Here is a 20,388-nt window from a genome sequence, read left to right as displayed (position 1 = left end):
CCGGAAGTGGGTGGACCGTACGCGGGCATGCCGGAGGTCGGCGCACCGTACGCGGGCATACCGGGGGCGGGTGCACCATATGCGGGCATACCGGGGGCTGGCGCGCCAAATGCCGGCATACCGGAGGCGGGTGTCGCGGAGGTAGGCATGCCGGACGTGGGAATGCCGGAGGTCGGCATGCCCGGGGCGGGGGCGTCAGGTGCGCCCCACGCAGGGAAGTCCGGGTTCGGCCCGGTGGGAGAGGGCGGCGTTGTCACGCGTGCACCGTACCGGTTCAGATGCAAGTGCAGGTGCCCCGACCGGCAGTTGAAGATCACTCTGGCGGACCCCGGCGCCGCGACGGCGAGCATCCGATGCGCCGTGGTCGGACTAGACTGATGTCAGTGCAGATCGGTGCGCTGTCCCGGCTGGTGCGACCGACACCCCCGCCCATTGAGTTGGGGATCGCGGTCGCCACTGGACTGACCGTGGTCGAGACCCTGCTGGTCTATCCACTCCGGCAGGCCATGGTGCCGTATTTCCCGGGCATGATCTACATCGTCGGCGTGCTGATCACCTCAATGGTTTGGGGTATGTGGCTCGGGATGGCCACCGCGGTGGCGAGCACCCTGGCGTTCGTCTACTACCACGTCCGGCCCTTCGAGAGTTTCGCCGCCGGGGACGTACGGCAGGTCGTCGACCTGGCGGTCCTGCTCATCGTCGCGGTGGCCACGAGCGCGGTGGCGAATCTGTCCCGGGTGCGTGCCGTCCAGGCCGAGGAGTCCGATCTCACCGCTGAGATGGCCCGGCTGCTGCTGTACGCCGAGGACCTTCCCGCGGTGCTGCCCGCCGTCGCACAGCGCATCGCGCGATCCCTCCAGCTGCCGGACGCCGCGATCCACCTCGCGACCGTCCCCGGCGATGACCGGCACGCGGCGTTTCCCCTGTACATCGACGCCGCCCAGCGCGCGACCCTGGTGGTGCCCGCCGAGACGCCCAAGCAGACGATGCAGCGGCTGCGGGACAGCATCGTGCCGTCGTTGACGCCGCTGCTGAACGCCGGCTGGGAACGTGCCGCCGTGCTGAACTCCCTCGAGACGAGCCGGGAGCAGCTGCGCCGGCTCGCCGCCGAACAGGCCGCGCTGGGGCGGGTGGCGAAGCTCGTGGCCGGCGGCAGTCCTCCGGCCGAAGTCTTCGACGCGATCACCACCGAGCTGCATGGACTGATGAGCGAATACAGCACGTGGCTGTGCCGCTACGAACCCGACGGCACGGCCAGCGTCGTCGCGACCAACCTCACCGACGACCTCACGACCGACGTGCGCTGGCCCATCGACGGCGAGAACGTCCTGGTCAAGGTGCGGAACACGGGGTGCGCCGCCAGGGTGGACACCTTCGACGGCGCGGCCGGCCCCGTCGCCGCGTACGCCCGTGACATGGGTATCCATTCCGTGGTCGGGGTGCCGATCGTGGTCGACGGGCGGCTGTGGGGCGTGGCGGGCGTGGCGTGGGTCCGGTCCGAGCCGCTGCCGCCCGGCACCGAGGCACGCGTCGCGGAGTTCACCGACCTCGCCGCCATCGCCATCGCCAACGCCGAGGGCAAGGCCGAGCTCTCCGCGTCCCGAACCCGGCTCGTCGCCGCCGCGGACCAGGCCCGCCAGCGCATCGAACGCAACCTGCACGACGGCGCGATGCAGCACTTCCTCGCCGTGGCGATGCAGCTCGGTGCCGCGGAGGCCATCCTGCCGCCGGAACTGACGGAGGCCAGGGCGGAACTGTCGCACGCCCGGCGCGGTCTGATCAGTGCCATGGACAACCTGCGCGAGATCTCGCGGGGCATCCATCCGACGTTGCTCGCCTCGGACGGTCTGCCGACCGCGCTCAGGGCGCTCGCCCGCAGATCCCCGGTGCCGGTCGACCTCGACGTCCAAACCGACCAGCGCATGCCCCCGGTGGTCGAGACGGCCGCGTACTACATCGTCTCCGAGGCGCTGACCAACGCGGTCAAACACGCCCACGCCACGGTCGTGCACGTGCAGGCGACCCGGAACGACATGCTGCACCTGTCGATCGACGACGACGGCATCGGCGGCGCCGACCCGCACCGCGGCACCGGCCTCACCGGCCTCCAGGACCGGGTCGAGGCACTCGGCGGGCACCTCACCATCAGTAGCCCCGCCGACGGCGGCACCCGGCTGTCGGCCACCATCCCGACCGATTCCATCCCCCTGCAACTGTCCTGAGTCGGCGCACCGCGGCGGGCCGCCGGTCGAGACGCTGCGGCGGATCAGCCGGCCGGCTGGGTCCCGGGCAGCCCTCGGTCAGGTGGCAGCGATGGAGTAGGCGCCGCTCGCGCAGCCGGTGATGCGCCAGCCGCCCGGCACCCGCTCGGCCGACGCGTTGCGGACGTTCGTGGTGCGGACGGTCGGCTCGGCCTCGCCGGGGAACCAGACGTCGACCTGGCAGTTCGCCGGGTCGGGCGGGGCGGTCGCGGTGATCCGCAGGTCGGTGCCGCGCGGGCCCGCCGTCAGTGACGCCAGGCGGCCCGGGAAGGCCCGGGGGTAGGCGCGCGACAGCGGTTCGGCGAAGGGTGCCGGCGGTGGGATCGATTCGCCTGTACGGCAGTCGACCGCGACCAGGTTGCCGGACCTGGTCGCGTCGGCGCCGGTCTCCGGTGAGCCGCAGCCCTGCCGCCAGACCCAGAACGCGCCGCCGATACCGAGCCGGTCCTGGGCCGCGGCGAACCGCCGCACCTTGGCAGCGTCCGTCGCGGGTTCGCCGAACCAGCCCCATTCGCCGGGCCACAGTGCGGCGCCGTAGGCGGCGGCCGCGCGGGCCGACACGGTGAGGTTCCGCTCGATCGACGCGATCGTCAGGCCCAGGCTCTGATCCATGCTGATGGACTCGCTGTACGGGTGCGGGGCGAACACCAGTTGCCGGTCCGCGGTGAACCCGGGTGGCGGGGCCACGTCGAAGCCGAGGCCGGACCACAGCACGCTCGGCTGGAAGAAGACGAGGTGGGGGAAGCCGCCGGCGGCGCCCTCGGCCGCGCGGATCGCGGTGATGGCGGCGTCGTAGAACCGGCCCAGCAGCAGCCCCGAGCTGGTCGGCGGGTTGGGCCCGATGCCCGGCTCGTTGAGCAGGTCGTACCCGGCGACGGCCGGTTCGCCGGCGAAGGCGCGGGCGACGAACGCCCAGGCGCGGACGAGCTCGGTCTGGAGGCCGTCGCGGTCGGCGTACAGGTTTCCGTACGCCGTCGCCACCGCGGGCGCGAGGTCCCGGGCCAGGAACTGGCAGTGTGCCGTGCCGTCGGTGATCGTCGCCCAGGCCGGCGCGCCGTCCCAGCCGGTGGTCGGGGTGGTGCCGCCGCCGCATTGCTCGGACGGCCGCGCGAGGGCGTTGCCCCACGCGTCCTGGTGCATGTCCAGCACGGTGTAGATCCCGTGTGCCTTGGCGCCCGTGACCGCCGCCTGGATCTCGCGGAGGTACGACTGGTCGAACCTGCCCCGCTCGGGCTCCAGCCGCGACCACGACATGCCGAGACGGATCACGTTGAAGCCCATCGCCGCCATCTGGGCGAAGTCGTCATCGGTCAGCGGCCGCGTCGCCGGTACCGCCGGATCGCGCAGGTAGTAGTCGATCAACTGGTTCACGTTGACGCCCCGCAGGATCACCTGCCGGCCGGTGACGTCGCCGATCGTGGCCGTCCCGTCGCGCCGCGACGCCGGGTGGACCAGGAGCCGCTGCATGCCGCCGGTCCCCGCGACCGCGGCGACGGACGGCGGTCCGGGCTGGACCGGCGCGCCGATGACCGGCGCGAGCGCGAGGAGCAGCACCCCGACCGCCACGAGGACCACCAGCCGCGGTCGCGTGTCGGGACGCAGCAGCAGCACGGACGGCCACCGCGAGCCGATCCCGGCAACGACGAGCGCCGCGGCCAGGCCGAGGGCCGCGCCGTAGCTGAGCCCCGTCGCGACGCTGATCAGCGCGGTGCTGATCCACCAGCTGTCCGGCCCGGCGCCGGAGAGGTGGTCCGACAGCGGCGCGGTCGCCGCGCCGACGACCCCGAGACCGAGACCGCCGACCACCGAGGCCAGCCACACGGTCACGCCGCTGCCGGACAACCTGCGCCCGAAGGCCCGCACGACCGCCGCGACGACGGTGAGGAACACGGCCATGCCGAGGAGGAAGCCGAGCACGCCGTTGGCGGCGGTCGGAGCGATGAGGAACCCCGCGAATGCGTACCCGACCGGGCCGCCGCGCCACCACTGCGCCGCCGGTCCCACCGCGGCGAGCACGGCCACGGCGAACACCACGAGCACTGGCGCGAGGACCGGCTGCGCCGCCGGGGGCTCGTCCCGGGAGCGGGCCGCCGGGCCGACGCGGACGGCGAGCGCGGCGCAGCCCGCCACCAGCGCGCCGACGACGACGTACTTCAGCGCCGCGAAGCCGCTCGTGCTCACCGCGTACCGCAGCGCCGAACCGACGGAAAGATGCCGTCCCAGCACGGGAATCGCCGACACGAAGCCACTCGCGGCGCTCGCCCAGGCGCCCGCGCCGATGGTCGCGACCCAGGCGGCGACGAACACCCACCGGGCCGCCAACCGCCCGCCGGCGAGCAGGACCGGGAGCGCCGCGCCGGCCAGCAGGACCGGAAGCCCGACGACGAGGGGTGCCCAGCGGTAGGTGCTGCCGGTGCCGGCGAGGGGCAGCCCTCGACCGCCGACCGGCGCGAGCAGACCCGAGGGATCCGTCGCGGCGCCGACCGCGACGACGGCGATGAGCAGGGCGACCACGGTCGCGGCGGCGCGGGCCTGCGGCGCGGCCCAGATCCGTCGGAGGGTCATGAGCGCGAGTTGGCAGTCATAGTGAACGCGATTCTTACTCGCGTTCGGCGGTTTGTCAGCCCCTTCCAGCCACGTCGTCGGCCGGTGTGGCGGCGGGTGCAGCACCCGCCGCCACAGCAGCTCACCTTCTGTAGTGCACGGCGATGCGGGCCAGCTCCGCTCCTCGCCCCTTCATGTACCGCTGCCCGACCCAGGACGTGAAGGCGGCGAGCGCGGCCGGCGACGAGCCCGGCGACCACGCCTCCTCCTTGGTCAGGTCGAAGTAGGTGAGCAGTTTGAGATCGGGGTACGCGCCCGTGCGCAGCGTCGCGTTCATGTTCCTCAGCCACTGCGCCTTGTCGCCGCCGTCCTCGGTCGACGCGAACTCGGCGATCGTCACCGGCCGATTCGGCGCGACGGCGCGGGCCTTGGCGTACGCGGCGGCGAACGTCTCGTCGAACGTGGTCCAGTGATCGCCGGCCGGGTCCCACGACGGGCCGAATCCCCAGTTGTATCCGTCGATGCCGACCCAGTCGACGTACGCGTCGCCGGGGTAGGCGGCCGCCGGGTCGTTGTAGGGCGCGTCCGGTGACGAGCCGTTGTTGTAGGCCCACACCCATTGCACGTTGCGCGCGCCGGCGGCCACGACGAGGTCGTGCACGTGGCGGTACGCCCGCACGTACTGGGCCGGGTCGGCGTTGTTGTTGGCGATGCCCCACGGATACCAGTTGCCGTTGAACTCGTGGCCCCAGCGGACCAGGATCGGCATGCGCACGGCGGCGAACTCCTTGGCGCGCGCCGTGATGTAGCCGTCCCACGAACCGTCGATGATGTCCTGCAGGTGGATCTGCGCGGGGTCGTCGGGGCCGAGGGCGGTGTCCCAGGGTTCCCAGGTGTAGTGCGGCATGATGCCGTGGCGCCAGAGCGTCCTGGCCTCCGCCACCGGGAAGGGACGGCCGCTCGCCCAGCTGTCGAACCACATCACGCTGGCGGGCGTGACGCCGTACAGGCTTCTGACGTTGGCGGCGATCGTGGTGGGGTCCTCCTCCCGGAATATGCCCAGGTACCGCGTCGGCGCCGTGTCCCGGCCGGCGCCGGCCGCGGCGGTGCCAGCGCCGGACACCACCAACGCGACGGCGGCGGCCGCCGCGCACAGCAGTGTTCGCATCCGCATGTTGCCTCCCTGTCGATGTTGAGAGCGCTCTCTCGTCGGCCCATTGATAGACGCCGACAATTGGTAGCGCTTCCAGTTTCAAGCTAGCGGCGGGCGGTCACGACGTAAAGAGGCAGGGCTCGATCCTTGACAACAGCGCCGCAGGGTCACACGCTGTCATCGACGCAGCCGGGTCAGATCGACTGGAAGCGCTTCCGGTCTCCCCCAACCTGCCGGCACCGCGTCCGGGATCCCGCCAAATCCCCGTTCGTCGTGCGTGAGCAGCGGCTCCGCACGGCTTGTAGGACTGGAGACCTCACATGTTGCGGACTCGATTGACCGCGTTGGTCCTCGCCACCATCGGCCTCACGGCCGTGCTGAGCGTGCCCCACGCGGAGGCCGCCATCGGACCCAGCTTCGTGGACAACCTGAACTCGTTCGACACCGGTCGCTGGCACAAGGCCGACGGCTACAGCAACGGCGGCATGTTCAACGCCGGCTGGCGCGCCGACCACGTCTGGTTCAGCGGCGGCGTCATGGGCATCAACCTGGACACCGCGTCCTGCCCGGGCGGCTGCTCCGGCAAGCCCTACGCCTCCGGCGAATACCGCAGCAACGACCTGTTCACGTACGGGCGATTCGAGGCCCGACTGAAGGCCGTCAAGAGCCCCGGCACGGTGACCTCGTTCTTCACCTACACCGGGCCCAGCGACGGGCAGCCGTGGGACGAGATCGACGTGGAGATCCTCGGCAAGAACACCAACCAGCTGCAGACCAACTACTTCACCGGTGGTGTCGGCGGGCACGAGACCGTCATCAACCTCGGGTTCGACGCCTCGGCCGGCTACCACGACTACGCCTTCGAGTGGTGGAACGGCGGCACCATCAACTGGTTCGTCGACGGCAGGCTCGTCCACCAGGAGAACGGCTCGCGCGGGGCGCTGCCCACCCACCCGCAGCGCATCATGATGAACCTGTGGCCCGGCGTCGGCGTCGACGGCTGGCTGCAACCGTTCAGGTACCCGGGCAGGACCCTGACCGCCACCTACGACTGGGTGAAGTACACCCGGTACTGAACCGGGGTCAGGCCGACTCGCGCACGACGAGCTTCGCGGGCAGGATCAGCGACGCCGGCTGGGCCCCGTCCAGCAGTTCGACCAGCATCCGGGCGGCCTCGCGACCCAGCGACTGCACCGGCTGGTGCATGGTGGTGAGCGTCGGGTCGGTGTGCAGCGCGATGGGCATGTCGTCGAAGCCCACCACGGCGACGTCGCCGGGCACCGCGCGGCCGGCGTCGCGCAGCACCCGCAAGGCCCCGGCCGCCATGTTGTCGTTGGCGGCGACCACGGCGTCGAGGTCCGGATGCGCGTGCAGCAGCGCGCGCATCGCCTCGGCGCCGCTCGCCTCCAGGAAGTCGCCGGGAGCGGTCGCATACGGCTCGAGGCCGGCCAGGAGCAACGCCTCCGCATAGCCGCGAAGGCGCTCCCGGCCCACGGCGGTGTCCTCCGGGCCGGTGATCATCGCGATGCGGCGGCGCCCGGCGCGCAGGAGATGCTCGGTGGCGGCCCGCGAACCGCCGGCGTTGTCGACGTCGACGTAGTACGGCGGCGTCCCGTGAACCGGCAGGCCGATGAACACCGTCGGCAGGCCCGACTTCGTGGCGATGTCGATCATGGGGTCGGCACCGCGCGTCGCGACCAGCATCACGCCGTCGGCCCCCCGGGTCTGCAGGAAGTTCCGCAGCCGCCGCTGGCCGTGATCGTTCGTGGCCAGGCTGAGCATGAGGTGCAGGTCGGTCTTCTCCAGCGCGGCGGACGCGCCGACGATGACCTGCGCGAAGAACGGGTCACCGAACACCTCCGGCCCCTCGCCGGAGACCGCCAGCACGACCACGCCGGTCTGGCGGGTGGCCAGCGCCCGCGCGCTGCGGTTGGGGGTGAACCCGAGCTCCCGGATCGCCTTCTCGACGGCGTCCCGCTTGGCGCGGCTCACGTTGGGCCCGTTGTTGATCACCCGGGAGGCGACGGTGCGGGACACCCGGGCGCGCTCGGCGACCTCATCGAGGGTCGGCGGTCGAGACGGGACCGGTGACGGCATGCGTGGTCCCTCCGCTCACGGTCCAGCCATGGTAGGTAGCCCCGCACGGACCTGTAAAGTTCCCCGACCCGCGGCTTCGCGGTGCGGCCGGCGATGCCGCTCGGCCCGGTCGTCGGCATGCTGACCGTGTGCCTCGGCCTGCTTGAGCGGGCCGGCATCGGCACCGTGGCCGGGGTTGGCGCTGCTGGTCCTCGTCCTGCTCGTCAGCTCCAAACCCGGTGACACCTATGGATTGGCTGACGAGGTGATCGGCGATCCGGCCGGGGCTGCGGAGTCCGGCACCCCCGCGTAGTCGGGCAGCTCGATGCCGTTGATCGCGCGCCCGACCAGCTCGGTGAACCATTCGCCGGCGAAATCGGGGCCCGGCTCGGCGTCTGGCCCGGGGACGTCGCGGGTGCGGGCGTTCAGCCGGCCGATCTCCTGGTTGGCCTCGACGAACGAGCGCATCCGCGCCTCGTAGCGGGCGAACCCGGCGTCGGGATCCCACCCGGCGGCGGCCAGCTCTCCGGCCAGCAGGTAGGCGCCGACCAGGGCCAGCCCGGTGCCCTGCCCGGACATCGGCGACGAGCTGAACGCCGCGTCCCCGAGCAGCCCCACCCGTCCGCTCGACCAGCGGTCCATCACCACCTGGGCGACCTGGTCGAGGTAGAAGTCCGGGGTGTCGTCCAGGTGCGCGAGGATGTCCGGGCTCAACCAGCCCAGGCCGGCCATCCGTTCACGCAGCAGCACCTTCTGGGCCGCGACGTCGCGGTAGTCGACGTCGAAGTCAGCCGAGGCGAAGTAGAACATCGCCATCGCCCGGGTGGCGTCCTGGATGGGTCGCAGGAGGGCTGAGCGCCCGGACTCCTGATCCTGGTGCTCGAGCAGCCAGCGGTCCAGCCCGAACTCGTTGGGCACGCTGTAGAAGGCCAGCACGTGCCCGAGGTGGCGGAGGAACCGCTCATGCGGCCCGAAGACCATCGCCCGCAGCGCCGAGTGCAGCCCGTCGGCCCCGACCACCAGGTCGAAGCGCCGCCGGTCGCCGCCCGCGAAGGCCACGTCGACCCCGTCGGCGTCCTGGGTGAGTTCGGCGATCCGGTCGCCGAAGATGTACTCGACGCCGTCGCGGGTGTCGTCGTAGAGCACCCGGGACAGGTCCCCGCGCAGGATCTCGATGTCCGCGATGAACCCGTCGCCACCGTCGTCGTCGGCACGGAAGGTCTCCAGCACTCGCCCGTCCGCGTCCACGGTGTGCGCGCCGGCGGTGTCGGTGCACGCCGCGCGCACCGCCGCGTCCAGCCCCATGCGCCCGATGACCTCCTTGGCCACCCCGCGCGCGTCCACCGCCTGCCCGCCGGGACGCAGCTCGGGGGCCCGCTCCACCACGGTCACCTCGGCCCCCCGCCGGCGCAACCAGTGGGCCAGCGCGGGCCCCGCGATGCTCGCCCCCGCCACCAGCACCCTGGGACCGCTCACCCGCGTCCCCTGCTCGCCGGTCCAGATGGTGTGCTCCTGCTTGAAGTCGTCGGCGCTCATCACTGCCTCCATGTGCTTCCTCCCGCGCTGGAACGTTCCAGCACAGGCCCACTTCTGTCGGTGTGTCCAGCCGTATCGACCACGGATCCGCACAAACCTATCGGGAGTCGGCCAAGATACGACGGAAACCGGCAAACAGTGATCTCGGGTTAACGGTGCACCTGGAAGCGCAGGTGAAGCACCCGGTTGCCCTGAATCACCACGTCAGGTTCCTCCAGCAGGTGCTGCGCGTGGACCGACCCGAAGTAGCGCTTGCCGGACCCGAACACGACGGGGACGACGTCCATGCGCACCTCGTCGATCAGGCCCGCGGCGAGCACCTGGCCACCGACGTCGCCGGCGGCGACCTCGACCACGCGGTCACCCGCAAGCTCCTGCGCCTTGGCCACGGCTGCCTCGACGCCATCGACGAAGTGAAACGGCGCCTCGGGGTCCCAGCCCTCGGGCGCCGGCCGGTGCGACACCACGACCACGTGGTCGATCCCGCCCGGGGGCTTCCCGTCCCAGCCGTCCGTCAGGTCGAAGACGTGGCGGCCGACGACTGTCACCCCGATCTGGTCCCAGTACGGCCGGGTGTAGTCGTAGGACGTCTGCGACACCTTCAACGCGCCGCTGTCGTCCAACGGGACGTCACCGCTGGACAACCAGTCGAACAGCGGTCCGGGCTGGTCGTTCTCGTCCGCGACGAAGCCGTCCACAGACACCGAGCTGTACATGACCACCTTGCCCACGCGGCTCTCCTCTGCTTTGGGATGCCCCAAATTAGCGTGCCGTGAGCTGTCGCTCTTGTAAGAAATCAATCGGCCGGCAGCGGCCAGCCGTCGAACACGTGGCCGGGATGTTCGCGCAGGAACCGCCGCCGGACCTCGACGTACCGGGTCGGCGTGAGCCCGGTGAACGCCCGGAACTCGTGGCCGAAGTGGGCCTGGTCGAAGTAGCCCGCGCGACCGACGAGGTCGCCCCAGTCGATCGGTCCGGTGGGGTCGATCGCGAACACGGTGGCGGCGAAGCGGTGGGTGCGGGCCAGCCGCTTCGGCGTGACGCCGATGAGTTCCTTGAACCGCTGTGCCAGATGGGTGCTGCTGACACCGGCTGCCACGCTCAGGTCGCCGATCGCCACCGCCCCGCCGGTCGCCGCGATGACGCTGCTCGTATGGCGGACCAGGCCCAGGCCGGCGGTCTCGCACAGCCGGCGCATCAGCTCCTCCTCGAGCAGCGTCAGCATCGCGTGCGGTCCGTCCGCGGTGGCCAGCCGGTCTCGCAGCTCAGCAACAGCGGGCCGGCCCCAGACCTGCTCCACCGTCACCGGCCGGTCACACAGCTCGGCCGCGGGCATCGGCAGGAACGGCGCCAGCCCCCACGGCTTGACGTGCACGCCGACGGACCGGGTCGGGAGTGGGTAGCTGAACTCCAACGCGCGGGTGGGCGTGGTGACCACGCAGCCGTCGGCGTACTCGGCCGTCTCGATGTCGGTGCCGGCGCGGATGCGGAACGGCGCCCCGAGGTTGACGATGAGCAACGCCGCCGGCATCGGCGGCAGCGTCAGCCGGGCGTACGGCGGCGCACCGTCCAGGTAGTACAGGTCGTCGATCAGCCCGTCCAGCGGTGGTCGCGGCACTCTGGACACGTACTCCACGCCCACAGCATCCCCGACGCCCGCCGGCATCGCGCGCCGGGGATGGTCCAGCAACGTCACACCAGCGGGCTCGCACAGGGGTACTACCCTCCGCGGCATGTCTGAAGATCATGTGTACGGTGTGCGGTTTTTCGTCCCCGGGGTCGCGGCGACGATGGCGCAGTGGCAGGACTCGCTCGGACGGTCCGGGCTGACCCTGGACGGCAAGTCGCTCACATCGCAGCGCCTCAGCTTCCGCGCGCCGGTGGACTGGGTGGAGAACGACGGCTCGTTCGGCCAGGCGTTCGGCTACGGCACGATGTCGGCGCAGGAGCAGTCCGCCATCGCCGCGGCCGGCAGCGCTCTGGTCCTGGATCTGCCGGTGTACCTCGGTGCGGCGGCGGACGAGGTCGCGACGCTGATCGCCGCGCTGGGCGACGCCGGAGCGCTGGGCGTACGGCTCGAGCAGTCGAAGCTGGGCTGGTCCGTCCCGCACTGGCTGGAGAGCCTCGAGGGCGGCGACCCGTGGCTGCTCTACCGGTGCGCCGTCGTGGTGCTGCAGGACGGCGGTGTGTCGCGAACCTGCGGCATGCACGCGTTCGGGCTGCCGGACGCGGAGGTCGAGGCCGCACCGTCCGAGGCCAACCGGCTCCTCGGCGAGCTCAACGTGTACCAACTGGACGAGGACCCCGTGCTGGTCAGCGGCGACACCTTCCGGCCCGACCTGGACACCCCTCGCCGCCGCCTCGAGCGCTGGCCCGACGACGGGTACCCGACGGGCCACCCCTGCAACAACCCCTTCGGCACCTGGCGTCTGGGCCCTGAGGGAGGCGAGCCGGATCCGCGGCACGAGCTTCGACCCGTGTTCATCCCCGCGCTGGTGGCCCTCCTCCACGCCGCCGAGGCGGAGGCCGGCCGGCACCTGCAACGCGAAGAGGTGGAACGCGTCACCAACGAAGGCGCCTGCATGATGATGACCCACGCCGACGCGCAGCAGCTCGAACGCAGCCGCGGCTACGCGGACCTCGAGCCCGACCTCGCCTGGTGGCAGTGGCAGCTCGTCCGCGAATCGCAAGGCTGACACCGCAGCGATCCCGGCGGTCAGGTCGGTGCGGACCGGAGGGTTCCACGACCGGGTGGCGGGTGGCGGCGATCGCGGGGATGGCGGTGAGCGCGGCGACGGCGAACAGGACGCCGAGTGCGGTGGCGAGCAGCCACGGACCGGGCGGGTACTGGACGTCGCCGGTGCTGACGAGCGCGACGAGCCCGATGCCGGCCGGGATCCCCGCGGCGACGCCGGGTATGGCGGGAAGCAGCTGCGCTGCCGCCAGGCCCGCGCCGGCCTGAGCGGGCGTGGCACCGAGCGCCCGCGCGACGGCCAGCGGCTGCCGGGCGTCGAGGACCGCGGTCCAGGCGCTCACGACGGCGTTGATGAGCGCGAGCACGCACAGCACGACGGTGAGCAGGAGCGCGGCCTGCTCGCCCCGTTGCCACCGGGGGTCGGCGAGCTCCGTGTAGCCGAGGTCGAAGCGCACCACCCGGGTGTTGACCATGAGGATGGCGACGAGCGCGGTCGTGGTGATCAGGGTGTTCACGGTGACCAGCCGGGCTCGGCCCGGCCGGCGCGCGTTGATGCGCACCCCGATCAGCAGGGCGGTGGGCAGCCGCCGCGACAGCCGGATGCGCCACCGCCGGCGCCGCGGTGGCGCCGCGCCGTCGGCCAGCGCGTGGACGGTGCTGGTGGTGGCGGCGCGCACCACCGGCACCAGCGTCGCCGCCACTGCGATCGTGAGGGCGAGGGCCGTGACGGCGACCGCCGTGCGCAGCGTGGGTGGCTGGGCGTTGACGGAACCGACGAGCCCGGCGCTGGGGCGGATCAGCACGGGTGCGGCGAACCAACCCGCGGCCAGGCCCGTTGCGGCGGCGGCGAGCCCGATCACGAGGTACTCGGCGAGGTGGCCGGCGGCGATCATGGCCGGTCCGGCGCCGGCGGCCTTGAGCAGCCCGACCCGGCGGCGCCGGGTGATGATCCGACCCGCGACGATGCCGGCGACCCCGGCCAGCGCGAGGCCGCTGAGCAGCCAGCTGCCGACGAGCAGCGTGATCTGCGCGTCGCTGTACAGCCGGCCGTTGAGGTGGCCGATCTCCTGCCACGTGGTGAGCTGGTCGCCGACGGCGTACGTGGTGCTGGCCGCCGGGTCGGCGAGTTTGAGGTTGAGGGTGTACGACAGCGGCTGGCCGCCCGCGAGTGTGGCGATGTCGCTGCCGTCGACCCAGACGAGGCCGCCGCGCTCGACCAGGATGCTGCCGGGGTAGTGCCATCCGGCGTACGGGTACGTCGCTCTGGCGGCGGTGACGGCGGTCCCGGTCACGCGCCGCGGATGGCCGCCGATGTCGACCGTGTCGCCGGTGCGGATGCCGAGGGCGTCGGCGAAGGCGCGCTCGACGACCACGCCGCCGGGGTGCACCCAGGTGCCGCCGGTCACGGCGGGCCGGTCGATCGGTGCGGGTGCGGTGTCGCGGCCCTGGACGACGACGTGCGCGGACGTGCCGCCGGCCGTCATCGTCAGGTACGCGATCGGGAAGGGGCCGCTGTGACCGGTGACGCCGGCCGCGGTGGTCAGCGGTGCGAGCTCGTCCAGCGCGGCCTGGCCGGTGGCCCGGGGTGTCACGATCACGTCCGGGCCGGCGGTGGCGGTCCGGGTCTGCTGGAACGGCCGTTCGGCGAGCTCGTTGAGGGTGAGGCCGAGGGTCAGCGTGGCGGTGGCGGCGGTGATGGCGACCAACAGCAGGACGGTCTCGGTCCGGCGGCGGCGCAGGTCCCGCACCAGCAGCCGGCAGAGCAGCAGGAGGCGACCGGACACGTCAGCGCCGCCCGTCGTGGACGGTGCCGGCGAGCTGGCTGTCGTCGGCGAACGCCCCGTCACGCATGGAGATCACCCGGTCGGCGACCGCCGCGATACGGGCGTCGTGGGTGACCACCACGAGGGTCTGTCCCGCGGTGCGCAGCTCCTCGAACAACCGCAGCACGTCCAGGGTGGCGGCGCTGTCCAGGTTGCCGGTGGGTTCGTCGGCCAGGACGACCAGCGGCTCGTTGCTCAGCGCGCGGGCGATGGCGACCCGCTGGCGCTGGCCGCCGGACAGCGCCGAGGGCAGGTGGCCGGCGCGGTCGGCGAGCCCGACCCGGTCGAGCAGGTGCAGGGCGCGCCGGCGCGCCTCGCGGGGCCGCCGGCCGGCCAGCAGCGCGGCCAGCTCGACGTTCTCCACGGCGGTGAGCTCGTCCATGAGGTGGAACGACTGGAAGACGAACCCGACGCTGTCGCGCCGCAGCCGGGCCAGGGCCCGTTCGCTCATCGTGTCGATCCGGTGGCCGGCCAGCCACACCTGCCCGCCGGTGGGGCGTTGCAGCCCGCCGAGCAGGTGCAGCAGGGTGGACTTGCCGCAGCCGCTGGGCCCCATGATCGCCAGTGCCTGCCCGGCGGGCACGTCCAGGTCGACCTCGTCGACCGCGCGGACCAGCCCGTCGTCCTCGCCGTACCGCCTGGTCAGCCCGCGCGCCCGCAGCACCGTCGATCCGGTCACGCCCCCGCCTTCCGTCCGGTCCGGTCACGCGCGGTCCAGATGCGCTCGCACGCCTCCAGCCACTCCAGGTCGGCCCGCAGCCGCAGCACGACACCCTCCAGCAGCAGCCCGGCGACCGGGTCCATCGACCGGTCCAGCGCGGCCCGCTGCGCGTCGCGGAGCCGGCGCAGCACCTCGCGCCGCTGGGCGTCGACCAGGGCCACGGGATCGGCCAGCCGGGCGGCCGCGGCGGCCACCAGCTTGAGATGGAACTCCGTGAGGTCGGGCTTCGGCCAGCTCACCTCGGTCAGCCAGGCGCCGACCCGCTGCTGCCCTGCCGGGGTCAGCGCGTGGACCCGACGGTCGGGCCTGTCCGGCAGGCCCTCGACCCGCTCCGAGGTCACCAGTCCGGCCTTCGTCAGCCTGGTCAGCGTCACGTAGATCTGCCCGGCGTTCATCGCCTCGCCCAGCGGGCCGAGCGCGTCCCGCATCCGGCCGCGCAGCTCGTACCCGTGCGCCGGCTCCTTCGCCAGCATGGCCAGCACCACGTCCTGCACCCAGCCACACCCCCTCAGATGGATCGCCAATAGATAACCGCTAGCTATGGCGCTGTCAACCTCGGCGGTGGCGATCTCGGTGCGACGCTGCTCGCACTCGGCCTGGCCGCCGTGGTGGGACCAGTACTGCTGACCCTGGCCCTCGCCGCTCAAGGCCGGCGCTCGACAGGTGGCCGGCCGCTGCCGGCCCACTGCCCGACTTGCGGCGCCCCGTCAAACTCCGCGTAGTACGCCACCGGCGGTCGGATGCACACGGATGGAAGGACGCACGGCGTGGAGGAATGGGAGTTCGACGACGACGTCATGGAGCGGTTGACGGCGTCCGACGGGTTGACCGTCGAAGCACCCGCGTTTCGACCGGAGCTGGCACAGGCGGTGGTGACGGCACTGCGCGCCGAGTACGACATCGATGTCGTGGTGGGCTGCTTGTCGCTGGGAACGCTGCCGACCCTGCTCGAGACCGCAACGGCCGAGCCCGACGAGGAAGCCCGTGACCTGCTCGACGAGGTCATCGAGCAGCTGCTGTCGTCCCAGCCCGACGAGGGCTACGCCGCGGTCCGGCAATGGGCGGCGGCCGACGACTCGCGCGTGCGCGCCGCCGGACACCTCGGCCTCGGCCGCTTCCGCGCCGCCGGCGACGACTCCTGGCTCGTCGGCCCCTGGCGCGACGAGGACGAGGCACTCGTCGAGCACGGCCTCGCCGACCCCGACCCGGCCGTCCAGACAGCCGCCCGCACCGCATACCTGGCCGCCGACGAGTGATCTGGACGGGTGACGGTCAGGTGAGGAGGGCGAGGAGTTCGTCGGCGGCGGATGTCGCGGCGACGCGATGGATGCGCGCGAGTGCGTCGAGCGCTGCTGTGATTGGTTCGGTCCGCAACGTCTCGGCGATGAGCGCGGAGCATGCTGGGTGTTCGGGTGCGGTTTGAGCGAGCAGCAGCAGCGTTTCCCGACGTCGTGACGGTTGACCGGTCGCCCTGATCGCCGCGGATGCCGCCGCGATGAGGTCATCGACGAGGTCGAACCGACCGTCGCGTCGGGCATCTTCGATCGCCGTGATGAAGTCCTCCGGCGTTGCGCTCGAGGCACGGGGTTCCGCGTTGGTGGGCGCCGGCTGTGCGGTGCCGGCGGTGCGGGCCTTCGCCGTGTCGGTGAGGATTCGGTGTGCCCACTGCCGCAGTGGGTGGTCGTCGATGCGGTTCGCGTCTCGGGTCAGGCGGTCGAGGTCGGCGGTGCGGGCGCCGTGCAGCACGATGGCGAACCATGCGTGGGCGGCGCCGCTTGGCGGGCGTACCTGGGCGGCCGCCTGTTCGGCGGTTGTCAGGTCGCCCGCGGCGGCGGCTCGGGCCGCAGCGTCGATGAGTGTGTCGGTCCGGCGGTCTGGGATGTCGATTGCGGTGGCCAGCTCGATGGCTCGGGCCGGTGAGCCTGCACTTGCGACGTAGGCGAGGGCCAGGGCTCGCTGGTCCGGGTGGTTGATCGCTCGGGCCACCTCGGTGGCCGCGTCGAGATTGCCTGCTGCGATGGCTGCTGCGACGTGGGCCTGCTCGGCGCGGGAACGTTCGTCCGGGTTGCTGATGGTGGCGGACAGGTGACGCATGACAGCCAGCAGTTTGTCGGTGGTGGCGTGGTCGGTGTCGCGGGCCGCGACCCGCACGCGGTCGGCAAGCCGCTCGACCGGTCCGCAGGTCAGCGGTCCCACCTCGGCCAGCAGTGCGGCCGCGGCCGGCGGTTGCATAGCCATCGCGACCGCGACGAACGCCTGGGCCCGTTGGGCCGGGTCGGTGACGAGCCGGGCCGCGTGTTCCGCGGCGGCGGTGAGCCGGGCCGATCGCGCGGGGTCGGCGGTGAGGGTGCATGCCGCGGAGGCGAGGGTCTCGGCCTGCCATTGCGGATCGGGCACGGCGCGGGCAGTGGCTGCGGCGATGTCCAGCAGCGCCCGGCCGCGGGCGTTCTCACCAGCGGTGACGGCACCGTCTGCGACGAGGATGAGCAACTCCAGGTCGCCGTGCTCACGGGCGATCTCCTCGGCCGGGCCGAGGTCGCCGTGCTCGATCGCGATCGAGGCGATCCGCGGGACCGCGCGTGCTCGGACCTCGGGGTTGCCGATCCGGCTGGTTGCGGCGGTCGCGGCGGCGTAGTCACGGCGGACCGCGTGAGCCAGAGCGATCTTCTGATCCAGCCGGTCGTGGCTGCCGCTGGGATGGCGGATCAGTTCGGCGGCCCGCTCGGCGGCGGCGATGTGCCCGGCGTCGGCGGCTGCTTCGGCAATTCGACAGAGGGCGTCATGTCGCCGGTACGGCTCGGCAGCGGTTACGGCGGCCGCCGCGGCGGTGTCGGCGTCGCCGAGCTCGGCCATCGCCGTGACCGCGGCGTAGAGCGGATCGTTCCGTCCTGCGGGTTCCTGGCGGGCCGCGACGACGACCGCGTCGGCGAGCGCGGTGCGGGCCTCGACGACGTTGCCGCGTTCGCGGTGGATGAGCGCCACGGTCACCAATCCGTCCGCCCTGCCGGCCTTGGCGGCGTCGCGCCCTTCGACCTCGGCGACGGCGATGTCGCCCAGGGTCGCGATGGCGCGCACCGCGCTGAGCCAGGCATCCCACTGCGACGTGTCAGCGTCGGGCTCGGGCCGGACCAGTGCCTCGGCCAGCGCTGCCAGGCACGCCTCGGTGTGCTCGCTCGTAGCGGTGGCGATCGCTGCGAGCGAGCTCATCCGCTCGAACGGATCGGGCACCGCCATGGCCCGCGCCACTGCTTGCTCCGCATCGCCGACAGCGGCGAGGGTGCTGACCAACTTTGTGTGGTCGAACCAGCGCCCACCGGTGAAGGCTTCGGCGGCCGCGGCGTCGATCCAGGTGCGGGCCCGGGTCTGGTCGCCTCGCTCATACATCGCCCGAGCCACATGGGCCAGCGCCGAGGGCCCGAAGGACAACGACAGACGCTCGGCCCTGACGACGTCGCCGGCGGCTACGGCGGCCAGAGCGATCATTTCGAGGACGTCGTGACGGCGGTTCCGGATCGCGTCCGCGACGGCCTCGGCCTGATCGAACTCGCCGGCATCAGCCGCGGCGACCGCCGCCCGCTCGAACAGGTCGTCTTCGACCCGCCAGGGATCGAGGGTCCGCACATCCGCCATCTGCGCCGCAGCCGTGTCCTCGTCGTCGCTGGGCAGGTCTGGTCGCCTCCGGGCCCAGACGATGGAGTTCCACAGTGCGGCGCGTTCGTCGGGATCGGTGCTCGCGAACGCGCTGCGTTCGGCCGCGCGCAGCAGATGGCCGGCGCGGTCGGTGTCACCGCGACGAGACGCGGTGCGGGCCTCATCGACGAGTGCTTCAACCGTGAGCCCGGGACTCTCCGTGCGGTCTGCCGGCTCGGCGGGAGGTGGCGGGCTCGGCACGGCGGGGGTGGCCGTGGCCTCGGCGATGGCCGCCAGGGCGGCGTCGCGTTGGGTCGGGTCCGGGATCGACCGGGCCAAGGCGTCCGCGCGGGCCGACTCGCCCAGCCGGGCCCACAAGGCCGGCAGCGGCACCGGAATGTTGCGGTTCCGGCGGGTCAGCACCGAACGGTGGACGGCAAGACGGGCCAGAGCGACGAGGTCCGGGCGACGCTCGCCGGCCAGAGCATCCTGGGCTGCGACGATCTCCGTCAGTGCGGCACCGTCCGCGCCCGACCGGTCGAGCAGACGGGCGTGCCGGGTCGAGTCGGTGGCCAGCGCGACGATCCTCGGGAGGTCCTTGGTGTTCAGCAGCAGGCCGAGGTACCCCTGCAGGAGGTATCCGGGTGTGTCCACCGGCCAACGCCGCCGCCGGTACGTGTCGGCCCAGTCGTGCAACTGTTGGCGGCGCGCGTCCAGCGCGCGGTCGCCAAGCAGGGCAAGGGCCTCTCGCTGCAGCTCCTCGTGACCCAGCACGTAGGTCTCGGCGCGATTCGGGTCGCGCTGGTGTGTGCCGCCGGGTTGGTCGCCCTGGCGCGGATCGGCCGAGGCCCAAGGGTCGCGGCGGACGGTGAAGGTACGGCCGGCGACTGCGCCCAACCGGTCTTTGACCTGCCACGGGCGGCGGCCGGTGAGTTCGGCCAGGTCGGCCGCGCTCAGGCCGCCTCCGGCCGCGGCGACGAACGCCAGCAGGTCACCGTCGGGGTTGTCGGCGGCGAGCAGACGCTTGAGCTCGTGTTGGGCTGTGGTCCGGATGACGGCGGCATGTGGGGAGGGGGTCAGCGGGCGAACGATCGCCGGGTCGCGCAACGGATGGCCCGGCGGCACGTCCGGCGGCAGCGGCGGGTTCGGCCTGCCGGTGACGATGACCCGCAGGCCGGCCGTAGGCCGGGCGGGCAGCAGGGCGGCGATGCTGTGGCCATCGGGTCCGGTTGCGGTGCCGTGGTCCTCGTCCAGGCCGTCGACGACGAGGACCAGGCGCTCACCACGGGCCTGGCAGTCCGCTGCCGCCTCCTCCAGCACGGCGAGCAGATGAGCCTCGCGAGTGGCGGGCGTCAGCAGCGCGGGAGCCGGGCGGCCGAGCAAGGTCAGGAGCTGTTCCAGCACGACGTCAGCGAAGGCGACGCTGTCGTCCTGACGGGCCAGTCGCGCGGTGACGAAGAACGACACCAGCCGCACGTCCTGCGGAGGGTGCAGCACAAACCAGGCGATGAGGGCCGACTTGCCGACCCATGCGGGGGCACGCAGCCAGAGGTACACGTCTGCGTCCGGCGCGGTGCAGAAGTCTCGCAACGCGGCCAGCTCCGCCTCGCGTTCCAGTAGCTCGGCGGGGGCGATGCGGGCCACCTGCTCCAGATACGCCGACCTGACCGGCTGAACCGGCGGCAGCGGACCGGCGGCCTGGTGATACTCGATCGTCACGTTGCCTTCGACGACTCCGGTGTTCGCGAAGCCGCCGTTGCTGGCTGTGGCACTGCCGGAGTCATTGACACTGATCCGACCATCATCGGACACGGCCGACACGGCCTGGCCGGACGCGTCGAGGTCGGTCACGACCGCGAGCGACGCACGACACCGGAAATGGCGGATGAGCCGGTGCCCTCGGCGACTGCGTCTCCGGACCTGACCACCCGCACTGGTCCACCATCCCC

General features: G+C 72.4%; 13 protein-coding genes. 3 read left to right on the top strand and 10 right to left on the bottom strand.

The genetic code is table 11. From position 1 onward, the window contains the following. Positions 1-278: 278 nt before the first annotated feature. The gene (locus ABD332_RS06545; protein WP_344500537.1) at positions 279-2,222 is read left to right on the top strand and encodes a DUF4118 domain-containing protein; all 1,944 of its coding nucleotides are present in this window, start codon (positions 279-281) and stop codon (positions 2,220-2,222) included. A 78-nt stretch (positions 2,223-2,300) separates the two neighbouring features. Here the strand turns inward: ABD332_RS06545 and ABD332_RS06540 are convergent, their stop codons facing one another. Together ABD332_RS06540 and ABD332_RS06535 are read right to left on the bottom strand one after the other, a co-directional pair. After that, the gene (locus ABD332_RS06540; RefSeq protein ID WP_344500535.1) at positions 2,301-4,826 is read right to left on the bottom strand and encodes a cellulase family glycosylhydrolase; all 2,526 of its coding nucleotides are present in this window, start codon (positions 4,824-4,826) and stop codon (positions 2,301-2,303) included. Positions 4,827-4,947: 121 nt separating this feature from the next. Beyond that, the gene (locus ABD332_RS06535) at positions 4,948-5,979 is read right to left on the bottom strand and encodes a glycoside hydrolase family 26 protein (protein WP_344500533.1); all 1,032 of its coding nucleotides are present in this window, start codon (positions 5,977-5,979) and stop codon (positions 4,948-4,950) included. A 314-nt stretch (positions 5,980-6,293) separates the two neighbouring features. Here ABD332_RS06535 and bglS point away from each other — a divergent pair, with 314 nt between their 5' ends. Further along, positions 6,294-7,034 (top strand): beta-glucanase, encoded by a 741-nt coding sequence (gene bglS, locus ABD332_RS06530; RefSeq protein WP_344500531.1) that lies wholly within the window; start codon positions 6,294-6,296, stop codon positions 7,032-7,034. 7 nt (positions 7,035-7,041) lie between these two features. On the opposite strand, the gene ABD332_RS06525 is transcribed toward bglS, so the two are convergent. From ABD332_RS06525 to ABD332_RS06490, 7 genes are all read right to left on the bottom strand, one after another. After that, positions 7,042-8,055, bottom strand: a complete 1,014-nt coding sequence (locus ABD332_RS06525) for a LacI family DNA-binding transcriptional regulator (RefSeq protein ID WP_344500529.1) — start codon at positions 8,053-8,055, stop codon at positions 7,042-7,044. A 225-nt stretch (positions 8,056-8,280) separates the two neighbouring features. After that, entirely contained in the window at positions 8,281-9,570 is a 1,290-nt protein-coding gene (locus tag ABD332_RS06520; RefSeq protein WP_344500527.1) for an FAD-dependent monooxygenase, read from the bottom strand. 149 nt (positions 9,571-9,719) lie between these two features. Beyond that, positions 9,720-10,301: a dihydrofolate reductase family protein gene (locus ABD332_RS06515; protein WP_344500525.1), complete on the bottom strand. Its 582-nt coding sequence runs from the start codon at positions 10,299-10,301 to the stop codon at positions 9,720-9,722. 65 nt (positions 10,302-10,366) lie between these two features. Next, positions 10,367-11,206, bottom strand: a complete 840-nt coding sequence (locus tag ABD332_RS06510; RefSeq protein ID WP_344500523.1) for a helix-turn-helix domain-containing protein — start codon at positions 11,204-11,206, stop codon at positions 10,367-10,369. Positions 11,207-12,132: 926 nt separating this feature from the next. Continuing rightward, complete coding sequence (locus ABD332_RS06500) at positions 12,133-14,049, bottom strand: ABC transporter permease (protein ID WP_486303837.1); 1,917 nt, start codon at positions 14,047-14,049, stop codon at positions 12,133-12,135. A 1-nt stretch (position 14,050) separates the two neighbouring features. Next, complete coding sequence (locus ABD332_RS06495) at positions 14,051-14,767, bottom strand: ABC transporter ATP-binding protein (protein WP_344500519.1); 717 nt, start codon at positions 14,765-14,767, stop codon at positions 14,051-14,053. Further along, on the bottom strand, positions 14,764-15,303 hold the full coding sequence (locus tag ABD332_RS06490; RefSeq protein WP_344500517.1) for a PadR family transcriptional regulator: 540 nt from the start codon (positions 15,301-15,303) through the stop codon (positions 14,764-14,766). The genes ABD332_RS06495 and ABD332_RS06490 overlap by 4 nt, the downstream gene beginning before the upstream one ends. Before the next feature lie 273 nt (positions 15,304-15,576). Here ABD332_RS06490 and ABD332_RS06485 point away from each other — a divergent pair, with 273 nt between their 5' ends. Then, positions 15,577-16,065, top strand: coding sequence for a hypothetical protein (locus ABD332_RS06485; protein ID WP_344500515.1), 489 nt, complete (start codon positions 15,577-15,579; stop codon positions 16,063-16,065). Positions 16,066-16,081: 16 nt separating this feature from the next. On the opposite strand, the gene ABD332_RS06480 is transcribed toward ABD332_RS06485, so the two are convergent. Continuing rightward, positions 16,082-20,290, bottom strand: a complete 4,209-nt coding sequence (locus ABD332_RS06480; protein WP_344500513.1) for a hypothetical protein — start codon at positions 20,288-20,290, stop codon at positions 16,082-16,084. Positions 20,291-20,388: the final 98 nt, after the last annotated feature.

This window comes from Dactylosporangium maewongense, assembly GCF_039531485.1.
Taxonomy (GTDB): domain Bacteria; phylum Actinomycetota; class Actinomycetes; order Mycobacteriales; family Micromonosporaceae; genus Dactylosporangium; species Dactylosporangium maewongense.
This window is presented reverse-complemented; position numbering and strand designations above follow the sequence as displayed.